Origin of the sequence: Sphingopyxis sp. LC81, from assembly GCF_000756375.1 — a bacterium.
In the GTDB taxonomy this organism is placed as follows: domain Bacteria; phylum Pseudomonadota; class Alphaproteobacteria; order Sphingomonadales; family Sphingomonadaceae; genus Sphingopyxis.
Window position 1 is genome coordinate 251,668 of record NZ_JNFD01000002.1, and the last position, 17,706, is coordinate 269,373.

At 65.7% G+C, this 17,706-nt stretch carries 10 protein-coding genes; 2 read left to right on the plus strand and 8 right to left on the minus strand.

Features of this window, described 5'->3' with window-relative positions; translation table 11 throughout:
• Positions 1–48 precede the first annotated feature (48 nt).
• On the plus strand, positions 49–4,860 hold the full coding sequence (locus tag FG91_RS22475; RefSeq protein ID WP_161785617.1) for a beta strand repeat-containing protein: 4,812 nt from the start codon (positions 49–51) through the stop codon (positions 4,858–4,860).
• A gap of 8 nt (positions 4,861–4,868) precedes the next feature.
• On the opposite strand, the gene FG91_RS02945 is transcribed toward FG91_RS22475, so the two are convergent.
• From FG91_RS02945 to FG91_RS02975, 8 genes are all read right to left on the minus strand, one after another.
• On the minus strand, positions 4,869–7,052 hold the full coding sequence (locus tag FG91_RS02945; protein ID WP_037511619.1) for a calcium-binding protein: 2,184 nt from the start codon (positions 7,050–7,052) through the stop codon (positions 4,869–4,871).
• 224 nt (positions 7,053–7,276) lie between these two features.
• Positions 7,277–7,450: a hypothetical protein gene (locus FG91_RS21960; protein WP_161785618.1), complete on the minus strand. Its 174-nt coding sequence runs from the start codon at positions 7,448–7,450 to the stop codon at positions 7,277–7,279.
• A complete protein-coding gene (locus FG91_RS02950; protein ID WP_037511622.1) occupies positions 7,447–8,586 on the minus strand; it encodes a PepSY-associated TM helix domain-containing protein in 1,140 nt (379 codons plus the stop codon). Before FG91_RS02950 ends, FG91_RS21960 begins: the two co-directional genes overlap by 4 nt.
• Before the next feature lie 4 nt (positions 8,587–8,590).
• The gene (locus FG91_RS02955) at positions 8,591–10,693 is read right to left on the minus strand and encodes a TonB-dependent siderophore receptor (protein WP_037511625.1); all 2,103 of its coding nucleotides are present in this window, start codon (positions 10,691–10,693) and stop codon (positions 8,591–8,593) included.
• A 171-nt stretch (positions 10,694–10,864) separates the two neighbouring features.
• Complete coding sequence (locus FG91_RS02960; RefSeq protein WP_152567975.1) at positions 10,865–11,794, minus strand: hypothetical protein; 930 nt, start codon at positions 11,792–11,794, stop codon at positions 10,865–10,867.
• Positions 11,791–12,855: a dipeptidase gene (locus tag FG91_RS02965; protein ID WP_037511630.1), complete on the minus strand. Its 1,065-nt coding sequence runs from the start codon at positions 12,853–12,855 to the stop codon at positions 11,791–11,793. Before FG91_RS02965 ends, FG91_RS02960 begins: the two co-directional genes overlap by 4 nt.
• 91 nt (positions 12,856–12,946) lie before the next feature.
• Positions 12,947–13,609, minus strand: coding sequence for a helix-turn-helix domain-containing protein (locus FG91_RS02970; RefSeq protein WP_152567976.1), 663 nt, complete (start codon positions 13,607–13,609; stop codon positions 12,947–12,949).
• Between the two features lie 155 nt (positions 13,610–13,764).
• Positions 13,765–16,206: a TonB-dependent receptor plug domain-containing protein gene (locus FG91_RS02975; RefSeq protein WP_037511633.1), complete on the minus strand. Its 2,442-nt coding sequence runs from the start codon at positions 16,204–16,206 to the stop codon at positions 13,765–13,767.
• A gap of 176 nt (positions 16,207–16,382) precedes the next feature.
• Between FG91_RS02975 and FG91_RS02980 the strand changes: the two genes are divergently transcribed.
• Positions 16,383–17,699: a metal-dependent hydrolase family protein gene (locus FG91_RS02980; protein WP_161785620.1), complete on the plus strand. Its 1,317-nt coding sequence runs from the start codon at positions 16,383–16,385 to the stop codon at positions 17,697–17,699.
• Positions 17,700–17,706: the final 7 nt, after the last annotated feature.

A 17,706-nucleotide genomic window follows, 5' to 3' on the forward strand; every position in this document is an offset into this window, starting at 1 on the left:
GCGATCAAGTGGGGGGTATGTTTTCAGGCCTATGACGGGAGCCCTGCCATGCCCACCCTCTATATCTCGCCGACCGGCAGCGGTTCGGGCGACGGATCGAGCGCCGCAAACGCCGCGACGCTGAAGGACCTGCCGCAGCTCATCATGGCGGCGGGGCCGGGCGGACAGGGGCTTCTGCTCGCCGACCAGGGAAATTATACCGCGCCGACCGGAGCGCTGGCGATCGTCGGAGGAGGGACGGCGAGCGCGCCGGTGACGATCCGCGGGGTCGATACCGCGGGCAACGCGATGGCGGCGACGATCGCCGGGACGCGGACCGAGCCGTTCGATCCCGCCAGCCCCTCGGGCGAGGAGGTCTTCCGCCTGCTCGGCGGCGCGAACAATCTGCGTTTCAGCGACCTTGCCTTCCAGAATGTCGGCACGGCCTTTCGCGTCGGCGCCGATGTACGCAACCTCGCGATCGAGCATGTCGATGCCACCAACGTTTCTCGCTTCTTCGACAATATGGTCTCGGGGGCCAATGCCAGCGCGACGATTACCGGACTGACGATCCGCGATGTCGCGGTGAACGGCTATTCCAAGGGTGCGATCCGCGTCCAATATGACAGCAGCAACGTGTTGATCGAGGATGTGCGCGGCGACAGCCAGTTCCAGGATGGCGACAATTTCGCGATCGGCGTCCACATCACCGGCACCGCGCACGACGTGACGATCGATCGCGTCGCGATGCGCAACGCGCTCGACACGGTGAATGACTATCGCAACGGCGACGGTTTCGCGACCGAGCGCGGCACTTACAACATCACGCTGCGCGATGTGATCGCCACCGGCAACAGCGATGGCGGGCTCGACCTGAAGAGCGACAACATCGTGGTCGACGGCGCGATCGTGTCGGGCAATGGCCGCAACATCCGGCTATGGGGCACGGGCGCTGAGCTCAGCAACATCGTCAGCCTCGATGCCGGCGCGCCGCTGGCGGGCGGCAATCGCGAGCATATCTGGCTGGCCGAGGGCGCGAGTGCGACGATCGACGGGGCGTTCTTCTCCGATCCCGGCTCGCCGACTTTGTTCAACCTCGCCGAGCGGAATGGCCTGCTGACGGTGCGGGACTATGGCCTCGCCACCGGTGCGGGCACGGTGACCTTGAAGAAGGGCACGGGATCGGTGCTGACCCTGGACGGGCAGCGCATAGTGGTAGCGGCGGGGACGGCGGGCGACGACCTGATCGGCGGCACGGCGGGCGCCGATGCGCTGATCGGCGGCGCGGGCGACGACATGCTGGTCGGCAATGCCGGCGACGATGTGCTGTCCGGCGGTTCGGGCGCGGACATATTGGTCGGCGGCGCCGGGCGCGATCTGCTCAGCTACGCCGGCAGCGACGCTGCGGTGCAGGTCGACCTGATGCGGTTCTCCGCCAGCGGCGGCGATGCCGCGGGCGATCTGTTCGACGGGTTCGAGGATGTCGAGGGATCGGCCTTTGCCGATACGCTGGCGGGGGATGCGGGCGCGAACCGGCTGTTCGGCGGGAATGGCGACGATAGGCTTTCGGGCGGCGCCGGGGACGACATGCTCGATGGCGGCGCGGGGGCAGACCTGCTCGATGGCGGGGCCGGGATCGATCGGGTCGATTATGGCAGCAGCGGCGCGGCGGTGGTCGTCGACCTCGCCAATGGCGCGGCGAGCGGCGGCGAGGCGGCGGGCGACCGGCTGATCGGGATCGAGGGGGTGCGCGGCTCTGCCTTTGCCGATACGCTTTCGGGCGATGACGGCGCGGACTGGATCGGCGGCGGCGTGGGCGACGACCGGATCGACGGACGCGGCGGCGACGATCTGCTCGTCGGCGGGGCGGGTGCCGACACGCTGATCGGCGGCGCCGGGTTCGACAGCGCGGACTATTCGGGCAGCGGCGGCGCGGTCACGATCGACCTTGTTGCCGGCACCGGCAGCGGCGGCGACGCCCAGGGCGATCGGCTCCAGGGGGTCGAGCGGCTGATCGGATCGGGCTTCGGCGATGTGCTGACCGGCGACGGCTTCGACAATGTGCTGATCGGCGGCGCGGGCGCGGACCGGCTGACCGGCGGCGCTGGGACCGATACCGCCGATTATACGGCGAGCGGCGCAGCGGTGAACGCGGTGCTGGGCGGCACCGGCAGCGGCGGCGATGCCGAGGGCGATGTGCTGGCGGGGGTCGAGAATCTGGTCGGTTCGGACCTAGGCGATGTGCTGACCGGCGATGGCGCGGCCAATGCGTTGTCGGGCGGCGACGGGGACGACCGGCTGGCCGGCAAGGGCGGGGCGGACCGGCTCGACGGCGGCGCGGGCACTGACGTTGCGGACTTTTCGACCAGCGCGAGCATGGTGACGGCGGATCTTGCGGCGGGCACGGCTTCGGGCGGGGTGAGCCTCGTCGCGATCGAGGGCCTGATCGGATCGGCGTTCGGCGATGCGCTAAACGGCGATGTTGGCGACAATCTGCTGGTCGGCGGCAAGGGCGCGGATCTGCTCGATGGGCGCGACGGCCTCGATACCGCCGACTATTCGGGCTCAGCGGCGGCGGTGCAGGTCGATCTTGCGCTGTCGGTACAGGGCGGCACCGGCGATGCGGTGGGCGACCGGCTGATGAGCATCGAGGCGCTGGTCGGCTCGGCGTTCGACGATGTGCTGGCCGGTGTCGGTGCTGACGAGGCGCTATATGGCGGCGCGGGCGCGGACCGGCTCGAAGGGCGCGGCGGCGACGATCTGCTCCAGGGCGGCGCGGGCGCCGATATGCTGATCGGCGGCGAGGGCGTCGATACGGTCGACTATAGCGCCAATGCGGGTGCCGTCTCGATCAACCTCCAGACCGGTGCGAGCAGCGGCGGCGATGCCGAAGGCGACCGCTTCGACGGGATCGAGCGTTTCATCGGCACGGGCTTCGCCGATACGATCATCGGCGATGGCGGCGATCAGATCCTCGTTGGCGGTGCGGGCGGCGACCGGATCGACGGTGCGGGCGGGTTCGACACTGTGGCCTATTCGGACAGCGCCGCGGGGGTGAAGGTCAACCTCGCCACCGGCGCCGTGTCGGGCGGCGATGCGCAGGGCGACGGCCTGTCGGGGATCGAGGCGGTGGTTGGCAGCGCCTTCGCCGACACGCTGACGGGCGATGCGAACGCCAACCGGCTTGATGGCGGCGGTGGCAACGACACGCTCGATGGCGGCACCGGCGCGGATGTGATGATCGGCGGCGCGGACGACGATAGCTATGTGGTCGACGACGCCGGCGATCAGGTGACCGAGGCGGTCGGTGGCGGGCTCGATATCGTGCGCACGGGCCTGTCGTCGCTGACGCTCGCCGATGGGGTCGAAGACCTCAGCTACACCGGCACCGGCGGCTTTGCCGGCACCGGCAATGCGCTCGACAACAGCCTCTATGGCAAGGCGCTGAACGACGCACTCTACGGGCTCGACGGCGACGACAAGCTGGTGGGCGGCGCGGGCGCCGACCTGCTCGACGGCGGGGCGGGGCGCGACCAGGTCGATTACACCAAGTCCGCGGCGATCACCGTGAACCTTGTCACCAACGTCAATCGCGGCGGCGAGGCCGAGGGCGATCGGCTGGTCGGGATCGAGACTGTGATCGGCTCCAACCATTCCGACAGCATCACCGGCAGCGACGATCCGCTGCTTGGTGACATGCTCTATGGGCGCGGCGGCGACGACCTGCTGTTCGGCGGGGCAGGCGACGACCAGCTCGATGGCGGCGGCGGCAACGATGTGCTGCGCGGCGGCACCGGCAACGACCTTTATGTTGTCTACGAGGCGGGCGACCAAGTGATCGAGGCGGCGGGTGAGGGGCGCGACCGCATCCGCACCGCCGCGACCAGCTACACGCTCGGCGCCAATATCGAGGAGCTCGTCTATACCGGGACGATCGGCGCGACGATGACCGGCAATACGCTCGACAATTTCATCGTCGGCAGCGGCGGCGAGGATCGGCTGACCGGCGGCGACGGCGCGGACGTGCTGCGCGGCGGGGCGGGCGGCGATATACTCGACGGCGGCGCGGGATCGGACACCGCGGAATATGCGGGCTCGCTCGGCGGTGTGCTGGTCAACCTGCGCGCCCAGACCGCGACTGGCGGCGATGCCATGGGCGACCGGCTGGTGAGTATCGAGAATGCGCAGGGCTCGGCCTTTGCGGATGTGCTGCTGGGCAGCGTCGGGGCCAATATACTGACCGGCGGCGAAGGCGACGACGCGCTCTCCGGCGACGACGGCAACGACACGCTGCGCGGTGGCATCGGCGCCGACCGGCTCGATGGCGGCAAGAATGAGGATATGCTCTCCGGCGAAGACGGCGACGACATATTGTACGGCGGGTCGCAGACCGACCGGCTATTTGGCGGCGCGGGCAGTGATCTTCTGGTCGGCGATACCGAGTGGGTCTCGTCGCTCGCCGCCCGAGACACGCTCGATGGCGGCGATGGTGACGACGTCTTGGTCGGCGACGGGATGAGCATGACGGCGAATGGCGTCGGCGGCGCGGACACGCTGATCGGCGGGCTCGGCAACGACATACTCTACGGCGACGCGGTGACCATGGCGGCCGGCGCGCGCGGGGGCGCGGACAAGCTGACCGGCGGCGCGGGGGGCGACCGCTTCGTCTTCGCATCCGGCTCGGGCGCCGACGAGATCACCGACTTCACCCGCGGCGGCGCCGAGGCCGACCGGATCGACCTCAGCGCCTTCGACATCGCCTATGAGGCGCTGCGCTTCACCACGAGCAGCGCGGGGGTGACGATCCAGCTGGGCGGCACCGATACGATCTTCGTGCGCGGGGTGGCCGCGCTCGATCAGGCGGACTTCGTCTTCGGCTGAGGTGCGCGTCAGCCGAAGACAAAATCATTGGGCGACAACCCCTGCGCGTCGCGGACGAAGATGCTGTCCGTGCCCATGGAGATGCGGGTTCCTTCGGCGCTCGATGTGAAACCGAGCTGCTCATAGGCGATATCGAAGGCGCTGAGGTCGATATGGTCCGCGCCCGAGGTGAAGTCGGTGATTTCGTCGGCGCCCGAGCCCGGCGCGAACACGAACCAGTCGGCGCCCGCGCCGCCCGCAAGCAGGTCGTTGCCGCCGCCGCCGATCAGGTGATCGGGGCCGTCGCCACCATAGAGCTTGTCGGCGCCGCCGGTCACCGTCGCTACCGACTCCCGGCCGTCGCCATAGAGCCAGTCATTGCCGTCGCCGCCCTCCAGCGTGTCGGCGCCGCCCCTCGCGCTGTCCGTCATCACGTCGCCGTCGCCGATCAATATGTCGTTGCCAGCGCCGCCGGTCAGCCGGTCGTTGCCGCCCTTGCCGCTGCCATAGACATTGGTCGCATCGCCGATCAGCAGGTCGGCATCGTCGCCGCCGTCGAGCCGGTCGTTGGCGCCTTGGCTGCTGAGCCATTCCTGGTCGCCGACCAGCCGGTCCGCGCCCGCGCCGCCGAAGAGGCTGTCCGACTGCCAGCCGCCGAGCAGCATGTCGGCACCCGACTGGCCCCGGAGCAGATCCTCGCCATTGCCGCCGACGAGCATGTCGTCGCCCGAATTGCCGGCGATGTCGTCGCTGCCGCCGAGCCCGCCCAGCGTGTCGCTGCCCGCGCCGCCGATCACCGCGTTGGCGAGCGCGTTGCCATTGCCCGTGAAATCGGCGGCGCCGCGGCGGATCAGTGCCTCGATATTGCCGGCGAGCGTGTAGTTGTCGAGTGTCGTCTCGACCCGGTCGAACCCGGCGTCGGCCGCCTCGGTGATCCGGTCGCCGCTATCGTCGACAACGAAGATGTCGTCGCCCGCGGTGCCTTGCAGCGCATCCGCCGTGGCGGTGTCGGGCAGGGGAAGCAGCGCGATATAGCCGGTCGCGCCGGGCGAGGCCTCGCCCTGATCGACGGTCAGCGTTTCGCGGATCGTCTCGATGCCGATGAGGCCGGGAAGCGAATCGCGCGTGGCGAGCGTCGAAAGCTCGGATCGGGTGATCTCGACGCCCCGCAGTGTGAGCCGCCCCTGCGAGGAGATCACCTTGGTGCGCGATCCGGCATCGTCGAAGCGCCCGCCGATCACGGTTACATCGGCGTCGTCGTCGAGCCAGAGCTGGTTCTGCTCGGAGATGCCGCCGCGCAGCACCGGGTTCAGGCCGACCGAGTCGATCAGCGTCGCCTCGTCCCAAAGCCGGTAGTTGCGGCCATTCTCCTCGCTGAGTGCGCGGACGATCAAAGTGCCGCTCGACTTGAGGTCATAGCCGCCGTCGCTGTTGCCGCGCGCGACCGTGTCGATGAAGCGTATGTCATAAACGCCGCGCTCGCTCGCGAAACCGTCGCCGTTGAAATAGGCGCCGGCGGTGCTCTGGATATTCTCCATCACCACCTGGCTGAGCGTGACGTTGTGGACGGTGCCGTCGAGATGGACGCCCGCGGGCAGGTCGTCGCCCGTTTGCCCGGCCATATCCGCCGTGACATTGTCGATCACCACATTGTTCGTGTCGTACTGGAGGCGGATCGCGACCCTTGAGAAGCCCTGTATGTCGACGTCGCGGATCGTGAGCCCGGTGATCGTCGCGGTGCCCGAGGGCGTGCTGGAATAATTCTCGAAGAAGCGGCGGACATTGTTCGCGTCGACATCCTCGATATGGAGATTGGCGAGATCGGCGGTGACGCGGAAGGCCGTACCGACATTGTCGATCTGCAAATCGCGGAACTCGAGATTGTCCGCGCCGGTGCCGAGCTTGAACAGTTCGTTGCCGGAGGCATCGCCCGCCTGCCAGTCGGCCGGGCGCGACCCGGTGAAATGCGCGGCCATGGCATTGCCGCCGGAATCGATGCCGCGCACCACCACCGACTGGCCCTCCGCCCCGCCACGGGTGATGCCGAGGATGCCGGTGACGTTATAGTCGCCCTGGTCGGCCAGCAGCAGCACCTCGCCCCCCGGTCCCGCTCTTCCGATCATATTGTTGAGCGAACCGATCGACGCTGCGTTGTTGATATCGCTGCCACTTTTGTCCCCGGAACCGGCAGGCGAGATGTACAGGCTTGGCATGGCGAACGACCCCTTGCTGTTACGACGAGGTTAACCTCGGCCAATCCGCCATGCTGCACTGCACTATGGTTAAGCCAGCGTTAAGCTGATCATCGGAGTGGTTATCGCGATGGACCGCCTGCCCGGGATGCAACCTGGCCCGGCGCTTAACATATTGGCATGTGGGCTTTTGCACACCGAGCGGCCGGTTCGAGGACGGCGCGATCATACTCAAAGGGGCCGACCTATTTGCGCGCGAAAAGCCGCAACAGGCAAAAACCCGGAATCGCCGCCAGCGCGATGACGGCCAAAATGTCGAACAAGCCGACAGTCAACAGGCCGGTCACGAGCGAAGCGATCGTGACAATCGCCATAAGCAGCGGCCAAGCATATGTTCGGCGTACGGTCTGCCTGGTCATCTTGCGTCTCCGCCTTCGACGACTTCGTGGACGCGCCGTTGCAGCGACTGGCCGCGATGCCCGATCCAGAGATAGATGCCGCTGCCGAGGATGACGATCGCAATGATGTCGAGCAGCGCCCAGACGATCTTGAGCGGCAGGCCCGCATAGTCGCCGAAGTGCAGCGGCTGCGACAGATACATGGCGCTGAGGCTGAGCGGCCAGGTCGGGACGCCGGTCAGCTTTGACGTCGCGGCGTCGACGAGCACGGGTTGATAGTTGCGTTGGTCGAGCTGCGATTGGCCGATCATAAACACGCCATAATGATGCTCGCCGCTATAGCCCGTCCCCGGATAGCTGACGAAGGCGGGCTTGAGCTCCGGCCGCGCCGCTTTCGCCTCGGCGACCGCCTTCTCGATCAGGCCGAATTGCGCGGGCGCGGGACGGCCCGCCCATTCGCGGGTCAGCTCGGCAAGCTGGTCCTTCTGCCATTGGTCATAGAGCGGCTCGTCGAGCGTGTTGATAACGCCGGTGAGCCCGACGACGAGCAGCCACGCCGTGGCCGCGATGCCGAGCAGATTGTGGATATCGAGCCATTTCAGCCGTTTGCTGCGCGCATTGCGGATCGTCCCGAACTCGAGCTTGCGCATGAAGGGACGGTAGAGCACGACGCCCGATATGGTGGCGATGGCGAAGAGCAGGCCCATCACGCCGAGGAAGAGCTTGCCGGGAAGCCCCGCGAACATGTCGGTGTGCAGCCGCAGGATGAAGAACATGATGCCTTCGTTGAACTGCGGCGCGGGAACCGCGGTACCGGTATAGGCATCGAACAGCGCGGTCTTCATCTCTGCCGGGGGGGTGTCGGCGGTGGGGCCGAGATTGACGTAGACGATCGGCTCGTCGGGATACCAGCCGAGGAACAGCGGCCGGTTGCCGGGATATTGCGCCTTCGCGTCCTCGATCAGCCGGTCGAGATTCGCCGGCTCGGCGCCGGGTCGCGGCGCGGACAATTCGGGCTCGGCGCCCGCGAGATGTGCGATCTCCTCGCCAAAGATCAGCGGCAGCCCGGTGATGCAGAGGAGCAGCAGGAAGACCGTGCAGACAAGGCTGGTCCATTTATGGACCAGATACCAGGCCTGCACGGTCTTGCGTTTCATCGCGTCAGAACCGGTAGCCGAGCGAGGCGACAACATAGCGGCGATTGCCGCTGAAGCAGTCGCCGAAGGTGCGGCAGGCGGTGAAATAGCTCTTGTCGAAAAGGTTCGAGGCGTTGACCGCGGCGGTCCAGCGGTTCCAGTCGACCGACACCAGCGCATCGACGAGCGTGTAGGAGGGCGTCGTGATCGCGCTCGTCGGGCCGGTCGAGCGGGTATTGCCGATATGGCGCACGCCCGCGCCGATCCGCAGCTGCGCATCGGCGCCGAGCGGGACCGCCTTCACCGCCCACAGCGACGCCTGGTCGCGCGGCACATCGTTGACGCGCGCGCCCTCTTCATAGGTGTAGAGGCTTTCGGACACGCGGGCATTATTGTGGCTGTACGCGGCGGTCAGCTGGAAATTGCCAGGCAGGTCGAACGCGCCCTCGACTTCGAACCCTTTCGAGGTCACTTCGCCGGTCTGGAAGACGTTGATCGGGTCGGCGGGGTCGTTGGTCGGGCGGTTCTGCTCGACGATGTCGTAATAGGCCGCGGTGACGAGAATGCCGCGCTGCGGCTGCCACTTGATGCCGCCTTCATACTGCCGTCCGCGCGTCGGAACATAAGGTTCGCCGGTGCGCGGATTGATCCCCGAAACCGGCTGGAACGCCTCCGAATAGCTGAGGTAGGGCGACAGGCCATAGCCGATCTCGCCGATCAGGCCGACCTTGAAGGTCCACGCCGTATCGACGACCGCGGGGGCGCCTTCGGTCTTCGATCGCGCGCGGTCGTGGCGGACGCCCGCGACCAGCGTGACGCGGTCGGCATAGCGGATCTGGTCCTGGACATAGACGCCGAGCTGCGTGTTGCGCTGGTCGGGCAGGGCGGCATAGGGCAGCACGTCCGCTGCGACGCCGCTGTTGTTCGGATTATAGGCGTCGACCGGCGTGATGCCCGGCGTGAACGCGCTGCCGCCCGAAGCGCTGAGCGTCTGCTCGAAATAATTGGTGTAGTCGAGGCCGACGAGGAGCTGGTGGCTGAACGGTCCGGTGTCGAAGGTCAGGCGCGCGTTCGTGTCGCTCGTAAAGATCTTGCCGTGCGGCTTGGTCTGATAGGCGTAGCGATGCAGCGTGCGGCCCGTTTCGGCGGTACCGTCGATGAACGGATTGGCCGGGTTCGAATAGACGTCGGGATAAAGCTCGCGGAAGGTCGCCTTGGCGTCGGTGTAACGCGCGCGCGCGCTGAGGCTGAGCAGGTCGGAAACCCGCTGGTCGACGATGAGCGTCGCCGACAGCGTGCGCTGGCGGAGCGTGTCATAATTCTCGTCGCCAAGGAAGGTGCGGTTGCTGAGCCGGCGGTCGTCGTTGGGCGCGCCAATGGCGGACACGACGGGAAGGAACTGCTGGCTCGATGCCGAGCGGTCGCGCTGATAGAGGCCGATCAGCGTCACATTGGTGTCGGGACCCGGCCGCCAGCTCAGCGAGGGCTGGACGAGCACACGATTGTCGTCGAGCAGCCGCGTTTGCTGGCCCGCGTCGCGCACGACCGCGACGATGCGGCCGGCCAGCGTATCGCCGCCGAGCGGGCCTGTCAGGTCGACCATCGCCTGCTTGCGGTCCCACGATCCATATTCGATCCGCGCGCTGCCGCCCGCTTCGAACTCGGGGCGCTTGCTGACGCTGTTGATGATGCCGCCGTTGGATGCCTGCCCATAGAGGACCGAAGACGGTCCGCGCAGCACTTCGACGCGCGAGAGTGTGTCGACCGCGGCGCGGGCGAAGGGCGCGAAGGTATAGAGGCTGCGCATCCCGTCGAGGAACTGGACGGGCGCGAGCCCGCGCACGACGCTCGCGTCGCCGCGCGTATCGAGGCCATAGGCCTCGCCGGTGACGCCGGCCGAATAGCGGAGCGTTTCCTGCAGATTGAGCGCGCCGCGGTCGCGGAACAGCTCTTCGGTGACGACGCTGATCGCCTGCGGAGTTTCGACGAGCGGCGTATCGCTCTTGGTCGCGGTGACCGCCCGGTCGGCGGTGACGGTGATCTCCGCGCTGGTTTGGCTTTCCTGCGCCTGCGCTGCGCCCGTCCAGGCCACCGATACCAGCAAAGCATTGATCATTTTATATTTCATCGCGAACCTCCACTATGGAAGGCGCGCTAGACGCGAATGATCGCTACTGCAACCCATTTGCAAGAGTGCAGCCTGCCAGCCGGGAAGATCGCGCGTTGAGCGCGTGACCGCAACCGGACTAAAGCTAGCCCCTCCGCCTTATGAACAGGCTCGTTGGACCGGGCAGGACGATCAATAGGCTTTTCGATCCGGGTGCGCCAATTCGGCTTCCGAGGGCCAATGGCCCTGCGGATTTTCCCGAACGATCTCGGTCAGCAGCGCCTTTGCGCCCTTCTCGTCGCCGGCAAAGCGGCGTTCCATCGCGATCGCGAATTTGATCGTGCTGTCGCGGGTGTCCTTGAAACCGACGGGGTCGAGGCGACCCTGCATGATCTGGACCGCCTGATAGTAAGTGAAATTCTCGATCAGCTTGAGCCCCGGCTCGATCTCGTTGATCGCGGCTCGCGCTTTGCCGTGCTGGCCCATCTTGCGATACGCGAGATAGGTCCAATAAGCGGTTCCGATGTGCATATCGTCGCGCGTGAAGTCGGGCATCACGGCGAGTGATTTGGCCATGCCGTCGACGACTGCGGGATAGTCGCCGGTCGCGAAACTGGTCTGGGCATGATAATAAAGGATGTTGCCGCGATAAGTGCTGATCGTGAGGCCGATCGGGTTGGGCATGCCGTCGGGTTCGAAACTGTCGGGCGTATCGCCCATCAATTCCAGTGCTTTCTTATAATCGGCGAGCGCTTCCTTGAAACGGCGCGCGCGCGTGAGGTCGCGGGCGCGGAAGCGGTAGAGCTTGTAGCTGTTCGGGAATTGTTCGATCCCGGCGCTGAAGGCATCGACCGCGTCGCAGATGCGTCCCGCATAGTCGAGCCGGCGGCCGTACCATATATGGCTGTCCTCACGGTCAGGCGCGATGCGCAGCGCCGCCGCGGCGATCGCGATATCCTCGTCGAGAATCTTTTGCGTTGCAGCCGGATATTTCGGCACCGTCAGCGGCGTGCCGATCAGGCTGGTCGCGCAATTCCCCGCGTCGGCGCCAGGGACGTTCGCCGACGCAGGGGCTGCCGTCAGCAGCAAGGCAAGGGTGAGGGCGGAAAGGCGGGGGCTCATCCGATTACCTCCTGATAGATGCGGCGGACATTGGTCCCCATGATCTTTTCGACCGTGGCCGAGGGGTAGCCGAGCTTGCGCACGCCATCCCACACCACCTCCATGCGGCGCGGGCCGTTGAGTTCGTTGATGAACAGCGGCCAGTCGGGCTCGTGGAAATTGGCGCCCTCCTCGCGCTTCAACTCGGCGATATAGGCGTCGGTCATCTCGACGATGCGGTGGTCGCGGTCGCTGCCGATCGCGACATGGTCGGCGCCCATCACCTTCACCGCATGGTCGATGTGGCGGAAATATTCGGGCAGCGCGTCGTCGCGTTTCGTCGTCAGGAACGGCCGCATCTGGCAGATGCCGGCGACCCCGCCCTTGTCGGCGAGCAGGCGCAGGTTCGCGTCGGTCGTGTTGCGGACATTGCTGTGCACCGCCATGCACGCGGTGTGCGAGACGATTACGGGGACTTTCGATGCGGCGATCGTGTCGGCCATCGTCGCCATGTTCGAATGCGACAGGTCGATGAGCATGCTGCGCTCGTTCATGCGGCCGACGAGGTCGCGCCCGAAATGCGTCAGGCCGTTGGCGCCGAGTTCCTTGCACCCCGCACCCGCCCAATTCTGGTCGTTGTAGGTGATCTGCGCCGATCGCACGCCGAGCTTGTGGAACAGGTCGACATTGTCGAGGTCGCGGCCGAACTGGGTGCTGTTCTGGAACAGGTAGAACAGCGCGAGCTGGCCGTTCGCCCGCGCGACGTCGATGTCGCTGGTTTTCGTCGCCTTCAGGAACAGTTCGGGATGCTTGGCGATATGCGCATCATGGTCGAGCACCGCCTGCACGGCCTCTTCATAGGCCTGCCCCTCATAGACCTTGGGATCGCAGAGCGTGACGGTGATCGCGTCGAGCCCGCTGGCGCGCATCTGGCCGATCAGCGCCGCGTCATATTCGAAGCGCACCTCGCCCATCGCGTCGAAGGTGAGGGGGCGCGTCTTTGCCCGTGCCGCCGCTGCGGGCGCGAACGCCATCGCGGCCGACAAGGCCGCCCCCGACAGGATGAAATTCCGTCTGTCCATCGCTTTGCCCTCTCCAATTTTCTATTGGAAAGAAATTAGCGTATCGGAAAATTATTGCAAGCCCGCAGATGGGGCGGGCGGACCTCGGCGCTCAGCCGGTGTTGACCCACAGCACGACGGCATCTTCCTCGCTCGTCGAATAGGCGGCGTGCTGCATGCTGCTGTTAATATAGATGCTGTCGCCGACGCCCAGAATAGCGGGTTCGTAATGCTCGGTCTGGAAGCAGATTTCGCCTTCGAGCACATAGAGGAATTCCTCGCCGCTGTGCTGCGACCAGCTCTTGAAATCCTCGAGGCTGCGCGCCTTGATCGTCGTGACGAACGGCAGGATCTTCTTGTTCTTGAGCTCGGCGGCGATCAGCCGGTGGCGGTAGACCGCGGTCTCCATCAGGCGGCCCGCGCCATCCATCGTGACGCTGCGCCGGCCCGCGGCATCCTGTCCTGAATTGCTCGCAAAGAGCTCGGTAATGTCAATATCGAAGCCCGTCGCGAGCTTTTGCACGACGTCGAACGTCGGCGACATCTGGTCATTTTCGATCTTCGACAATGTCGAGGCCGCAAGCGCGGTCAACCGCCCCGCATCCTCCAGCGTCATCCCGCGTTCCTTGCGCAACTGACGCAATCGTTCGCCCAGGTGAAAGCCTTCGGATCGAGGCCGCCTCGCGGTACGAACGGCACCCAAAACTTCCGGCTCGTCTCCATTTCTGGGCGGCATAAGTCTCCAATCCTTAACTTGCTCGAGATCGTACGGCATCGGCCAATGGGGGACGGCTGGGGGAAGAGGTCCGGCCAATCAGCCGCCGCCATCTATAAAGCACAAATTTCCGATAGGCTACGATATTGGCATATCCGCTATGCCAATATCGTATCTGCCCACCGGAAATAGAGGCCGATCTCGAACAGGCGAGATCAGAATTTATACTTAGCATTCAAATAATAGAAGCCACCGGCGACGCCGAATACGCTATGATTGTCATAGATCAGGCCGGCGCGTGCGCGGGCGGGACCGCGGCCCGGCGGGAAGATGTTGAAGATGTTGCGTGCGCCGACGCTCAGCTCGACATCCTGAATGCCCGAATAGGTCACTTCGGCGTCGAACAGGGTCACCGCCTTGCGCGGCAGGAAGGTCGCGCCATCGAGCCGGCGCCACGCGCCATAATGGATCGCGCGCGCCATGAAGCCGAAATCGCCGACCTTGGTCGTTGCCGAGAAATTGCCGCGCCAGCGCGGCGTGCCGCGTTCGAACTCGGTCACGATCGCGGAGCTGAAGCCCGGGGGCGGCGCGCCGCGCAGATGCTGTTCATTATAGTTTACGGCAAGGCTGAAATCGGTCGAGGCATTGTCCGACCAGCTATGGCGATAGGTGCTCACCAGGTCGAAACCGCGCACGCGCGTGTCCATCTCGTTCTGGAAATAGCGCACCTGCTGGATGTCGGCGCCATTGGGGAAGTTGATCGCGGCCAGCGCGGCGCGCTCGGCGGCGGTGGTATTCCGCGACGGCGTCAGCAACAGGCGATCGTCGACGTCGATCTGATAGAAATCGAGCGTCGTCAGGAAGCCGTCGAGGCCGGTGAAGACGACGCCCGCCGACATGTTGAAGGAGGTTTCGGGTGTCAGCGCCTCCGAGCCGAAGACCCGCGCCGCGGGCGACCCCGGAACGAGCACGGCATCGAGGATGAAGCCGCCGACGCCGTCGAGCTGCGAGGTCAGGCTGGTGCCGAACACCTGCCCCGCGGCCGGGGCGCGGAAGCCGGTGCTGACCGAACCGCGCAGCGCAAAGGCATCGCTCAGCTCAAAGCGCGTCGAGGCCTTGTAGCTGAAATTGTCGCCGAACTGGTCATAGTCTTCGTAGCGAGCGGCGGCCGACAGGTTCCACCAGGGCGTGATGTCGGCATCGATTTCGCCGAACACCGCATAGCTGTTCGAATCGAAGCTGCCGGCGAATTCGGGCGAGAAGCCCTGGAAGCCGTTCGAGCCCGCGGGCAGGTCCCGCAGCGGACCCGTGGTGTAGCTTGCAGCGTCGCCTTCGCCGATGACATAGGTTTCCTTGCGATGGCTGGCGCCGGCAAAGACGAGGATGTCGTTGCTCAGCTCATAGGAGACTTCGGCGTCGAACTGGATTTCGCGCTGGGTGAGCGAACCGGGCTTGAATGCGGTCGGCGACTTGACCCCCATCGACGCGTTGATCGTGCCGGTGATCGAATAGTCGACGGTGTTGGTGCCGTAGCGCGCCGACAGGTCCCAGGTCAGCGGACCCTCCTGATCGCGGAGGCCGACCAGAGCGCTGAAATCTTCGAGGTTGCCGCGGAATTCGGGCGTGAAGCCGCCCGGATAGATGGCGGTTAAGTTGAACAATTCGGGGTGTGCGGGCGACAGGTCGAACGCCGAATTGGCATAGGTGCCGTGGCGGTTCAGGCCGCCCGCCGTGACGGGCTGGCGCAGACCGAAGGTGACCGAGCTCTTGCCCGTCATATAGTTGCCGAAGCTGTAGAGTTCGAGTTCGTCGCTAAGTTCGATGCCGGCGTTCCACACCGACTTGAACGCCATGTACCGCGGATCGAGATTGCCCTCGGGATGCTCGGGAATACCGGCAATGCCCATCGCCCGCATCGCTTCCGCGCCGGAGTGGGTCGCCTTCTTGGCATAGGCCTTCGCCTGATCCGTATATTGGGCGGCGACGTTGAAATAGGCATTGTCGCCGACCGGAACGGCCAGATGACCCTGAATGTCATAGGTGCGGCCGCCGGACGTATAATATTCGCCGACCTGCCCAATGATCGAGCCGCCGCTCCTGGCCTTTTTCAGCTCCAGGTTGATCACGCCGGCGATCGCGTCCGAGCCATATTGCGCCGATGCGCCGTCGCGCAGCACTTCGACGCTCGACAGCGCGATCGGCGGAATGACGTTGAAATCCTGCCCTTGCGAGCCCGAGGTCGAGGCATGGCCCGTGCCGATCTGTACGATCGAGGCGCGATGGCGGCGCTTGCCGTTCATCAGCAGCAGGACATGGTCGGCGGGTGAGCCGCGCAGCGTGACGGGGCGCACGAACGAGGAGCCGTCATTGCCCTGAAGGCGCTGCGCGTTGAATGCGGGGACGAGCGTGCGCAGCGCGTCGTTCACGTCCGAATAGCCGGTCGTTGCAATCTGCTCGGGCGCGATGACGTCGATGGCGACCGAGCTATCGGTGATCGAGCGGTCCTTGCGGCGCGTACCGATGACGACGATGTCGCTGCCGCCGGCGCTGGTTTCGGCACCCTCTTCTTCGGGCGGCGCCGACTGGGCATGCGCCATCGGCGTGATCGCGAATGCGAGCGCGGACGACAACAACAGGCGTGACACGAACTTCGACATTTTTCCCTCCTTTTGGACCCGTTTCCCCACCGGAAATTCGTTGATTTCCGCAATGTGTCGTAATTTCCAGAATTTTCCTATCATAAAAATTCTTGCTCAACTAGCAAAAACTTCCTATGCAAATGGGGAGTGCTGCAGGGGCGGCCTCGCGGCGTGGGCCGGCGGGAGAATTTCGCTTGAGCGGCATTGGGAAATGGGCGGCGCTTGCGATCGGCGTGTCGCTTTCGAGCATGGCCGTCGCGGCGCCTGCTGGCGCCGAGCTTGCCGATACGCTGGTGATCCATGCGGGCACGGTCGTCGCAATTCCGGGCGAAAAGCCGCTCGGGCCGAGCACGATCGTCGTCCGCGGCGGGCGCGTCGCCGAAATTCAGCCGGGCTATGTGGAGCGCGCGGACGCGCAGGTGCTCGACCTCAGGGACCGCACGCTATTGCCCGGGCTGATCGACACGCATGTCCATTTCAGCTTCTCGCCCGAAACGAAACTATGGGCGGCGGCGGTCGATACGCCCGAGGATGTCGCGCTGTTCGCTTTTTCCAATGCGAAAAAGACGCTGGAGGCCGGGTTCACGACGGTCCGCGACGTCGGTTCCGATGGCTATTCGATCCACGCGCTGCGCGATGCGGTCAACAAGGGCATAGTGGTCGGCCCGCGCATCTTTCTGTCGGGGACGTCGCTGTCGATCGTCGGCGGGCATGGCGACATGTCGGGGCTCAACCGCAAGGCGACCGAGGCGCTTTATCCCTACGACTATACCGGCGCGTGCACCGGCGGCGTCGAATGCGCGCTGCGCGTGCGCGAGGCGGCGAAATATGGCGCGGACTTGATCAAGATCACCTCGACCGGCGGCATCATGTCGCAGCAGGCGCGCGGGCTGGGCCAGCATCTGACCGATGAGGAGCTGACTTCGATCGTCACCACTGCGCACAGTCTTGGCCTCAAGGTCGCGGCGCACGCGCATGGCGGGGAGGGCGTTGCCGCCTCGGTGCGCGCGGGCGTCGATTCGGTCGAGCATGGCACCTATCTCGACGAGGAAACCGCGAAGCTGATGGCGAAGCGCGGCACCTGGCTCGTGCCGACGCTTGGCCTTCTCGATTCGCGGAAAGAGAGCGACGCAAGCCCCGCGGTGCGCGCGAAAATGGCCGAGGCGCGTCGCGTCGCGGGGCGGAATATCCGCCTCGCAGTCCAGCATCAGGTCAAATTCGCATTCGGCACCGACGCCGGCGTGTCGTCGCACGGACAGAATGCGCGGCAGTTCCGCTTGATGGTCGAGCAGGGTCCGATGACGCCGATGGCGGCGCTGCGGTCGGCGACCGTCGATGCCGCGGCGCTGCTCGGCCAATCGGACAATCTCGGGACGATCGAGGTCGGCAAATATGCCGATATGATTGCGGTCGCGGGCGATCCCTATCGCGACGTGACGGTGACCGAGCGCGTCTCCACGGTGATCAAGGACGGACGCGTCATCGTGTACGACGGTCGCGCGAGCCCGTGATCCAAAC

What these genes read in the sequence shown, in the direction of transcription:
- FG91_RS22475 (WP_161785617.1), top strand. Translation starts at nt 49, where the DNA reads ATGCCCACCCTCTATATCTCGCCGACCGGCAGCGGTTCGGGCGACGGA.
- FG91_RS02945 (WP_037511619.1), bottom strand. Translation starts at nt 7,052, where the DNA reads ATGCCAAGCCTGTACATCTCGCCTGCCGGTTCCGGGGACAAAAGTGGC.
- FG91_RS21960 (WP_161785618.1), bottom strand. Translation starts at nt 7,450, where the DNA reads ATGACCAGGCAGACCGTACGCCGAACATATGCTTGGCCGCTGCTTATG.
- FG91_RS02950 (WP_037511622.1), bottom strand. Translation starts at nt 8,586, where the DNA reads ATGAAACGCAAGACCGTGCAGGCCTGGTATCTGGTCCATAAATGGACC.
- FG91_RS02955 (WP_037511625.1), bottom strand. Translation starts at nt 10,693, where the DNA reads ATGAAATATAAAATGATCAATGCTTTGCTGGTATCGGTGGCCTGGACG.
- FG91_RS02960 (WP_152567975.1), bottom strand. Translation starts at nt 11,794, where the DNA reads ATGAGCCCCCGCCTTTCCGCCCTCACCCTTGCCTTGCTGCTGACGGCA.
- FG91_RS02965 (WP_037511630.1), bottom strand. Translation starts at nt 12,855, where the DNA reads ATGGACAGACGGAATTTCATCCTGTCGGGGGCGGCCTTGTCGGCCGCG.
- FG91_RS02970 (WP_152567976.1), bottom strand. Translation starts at nt 13,609, where the DNA reads ATGCCGTACGATCTCGAGCAAGTTAAGGATTGGAGACTTATGCCGCCC.
- FG91_RS02975 (WP_037511633.1), bottom strand. Translation starts at nt 16,206, where the DNA reads ATGTCGAAGTTCGTGTCACGCCTGTTGTTGTCGTCCGCGCTCGCATTC.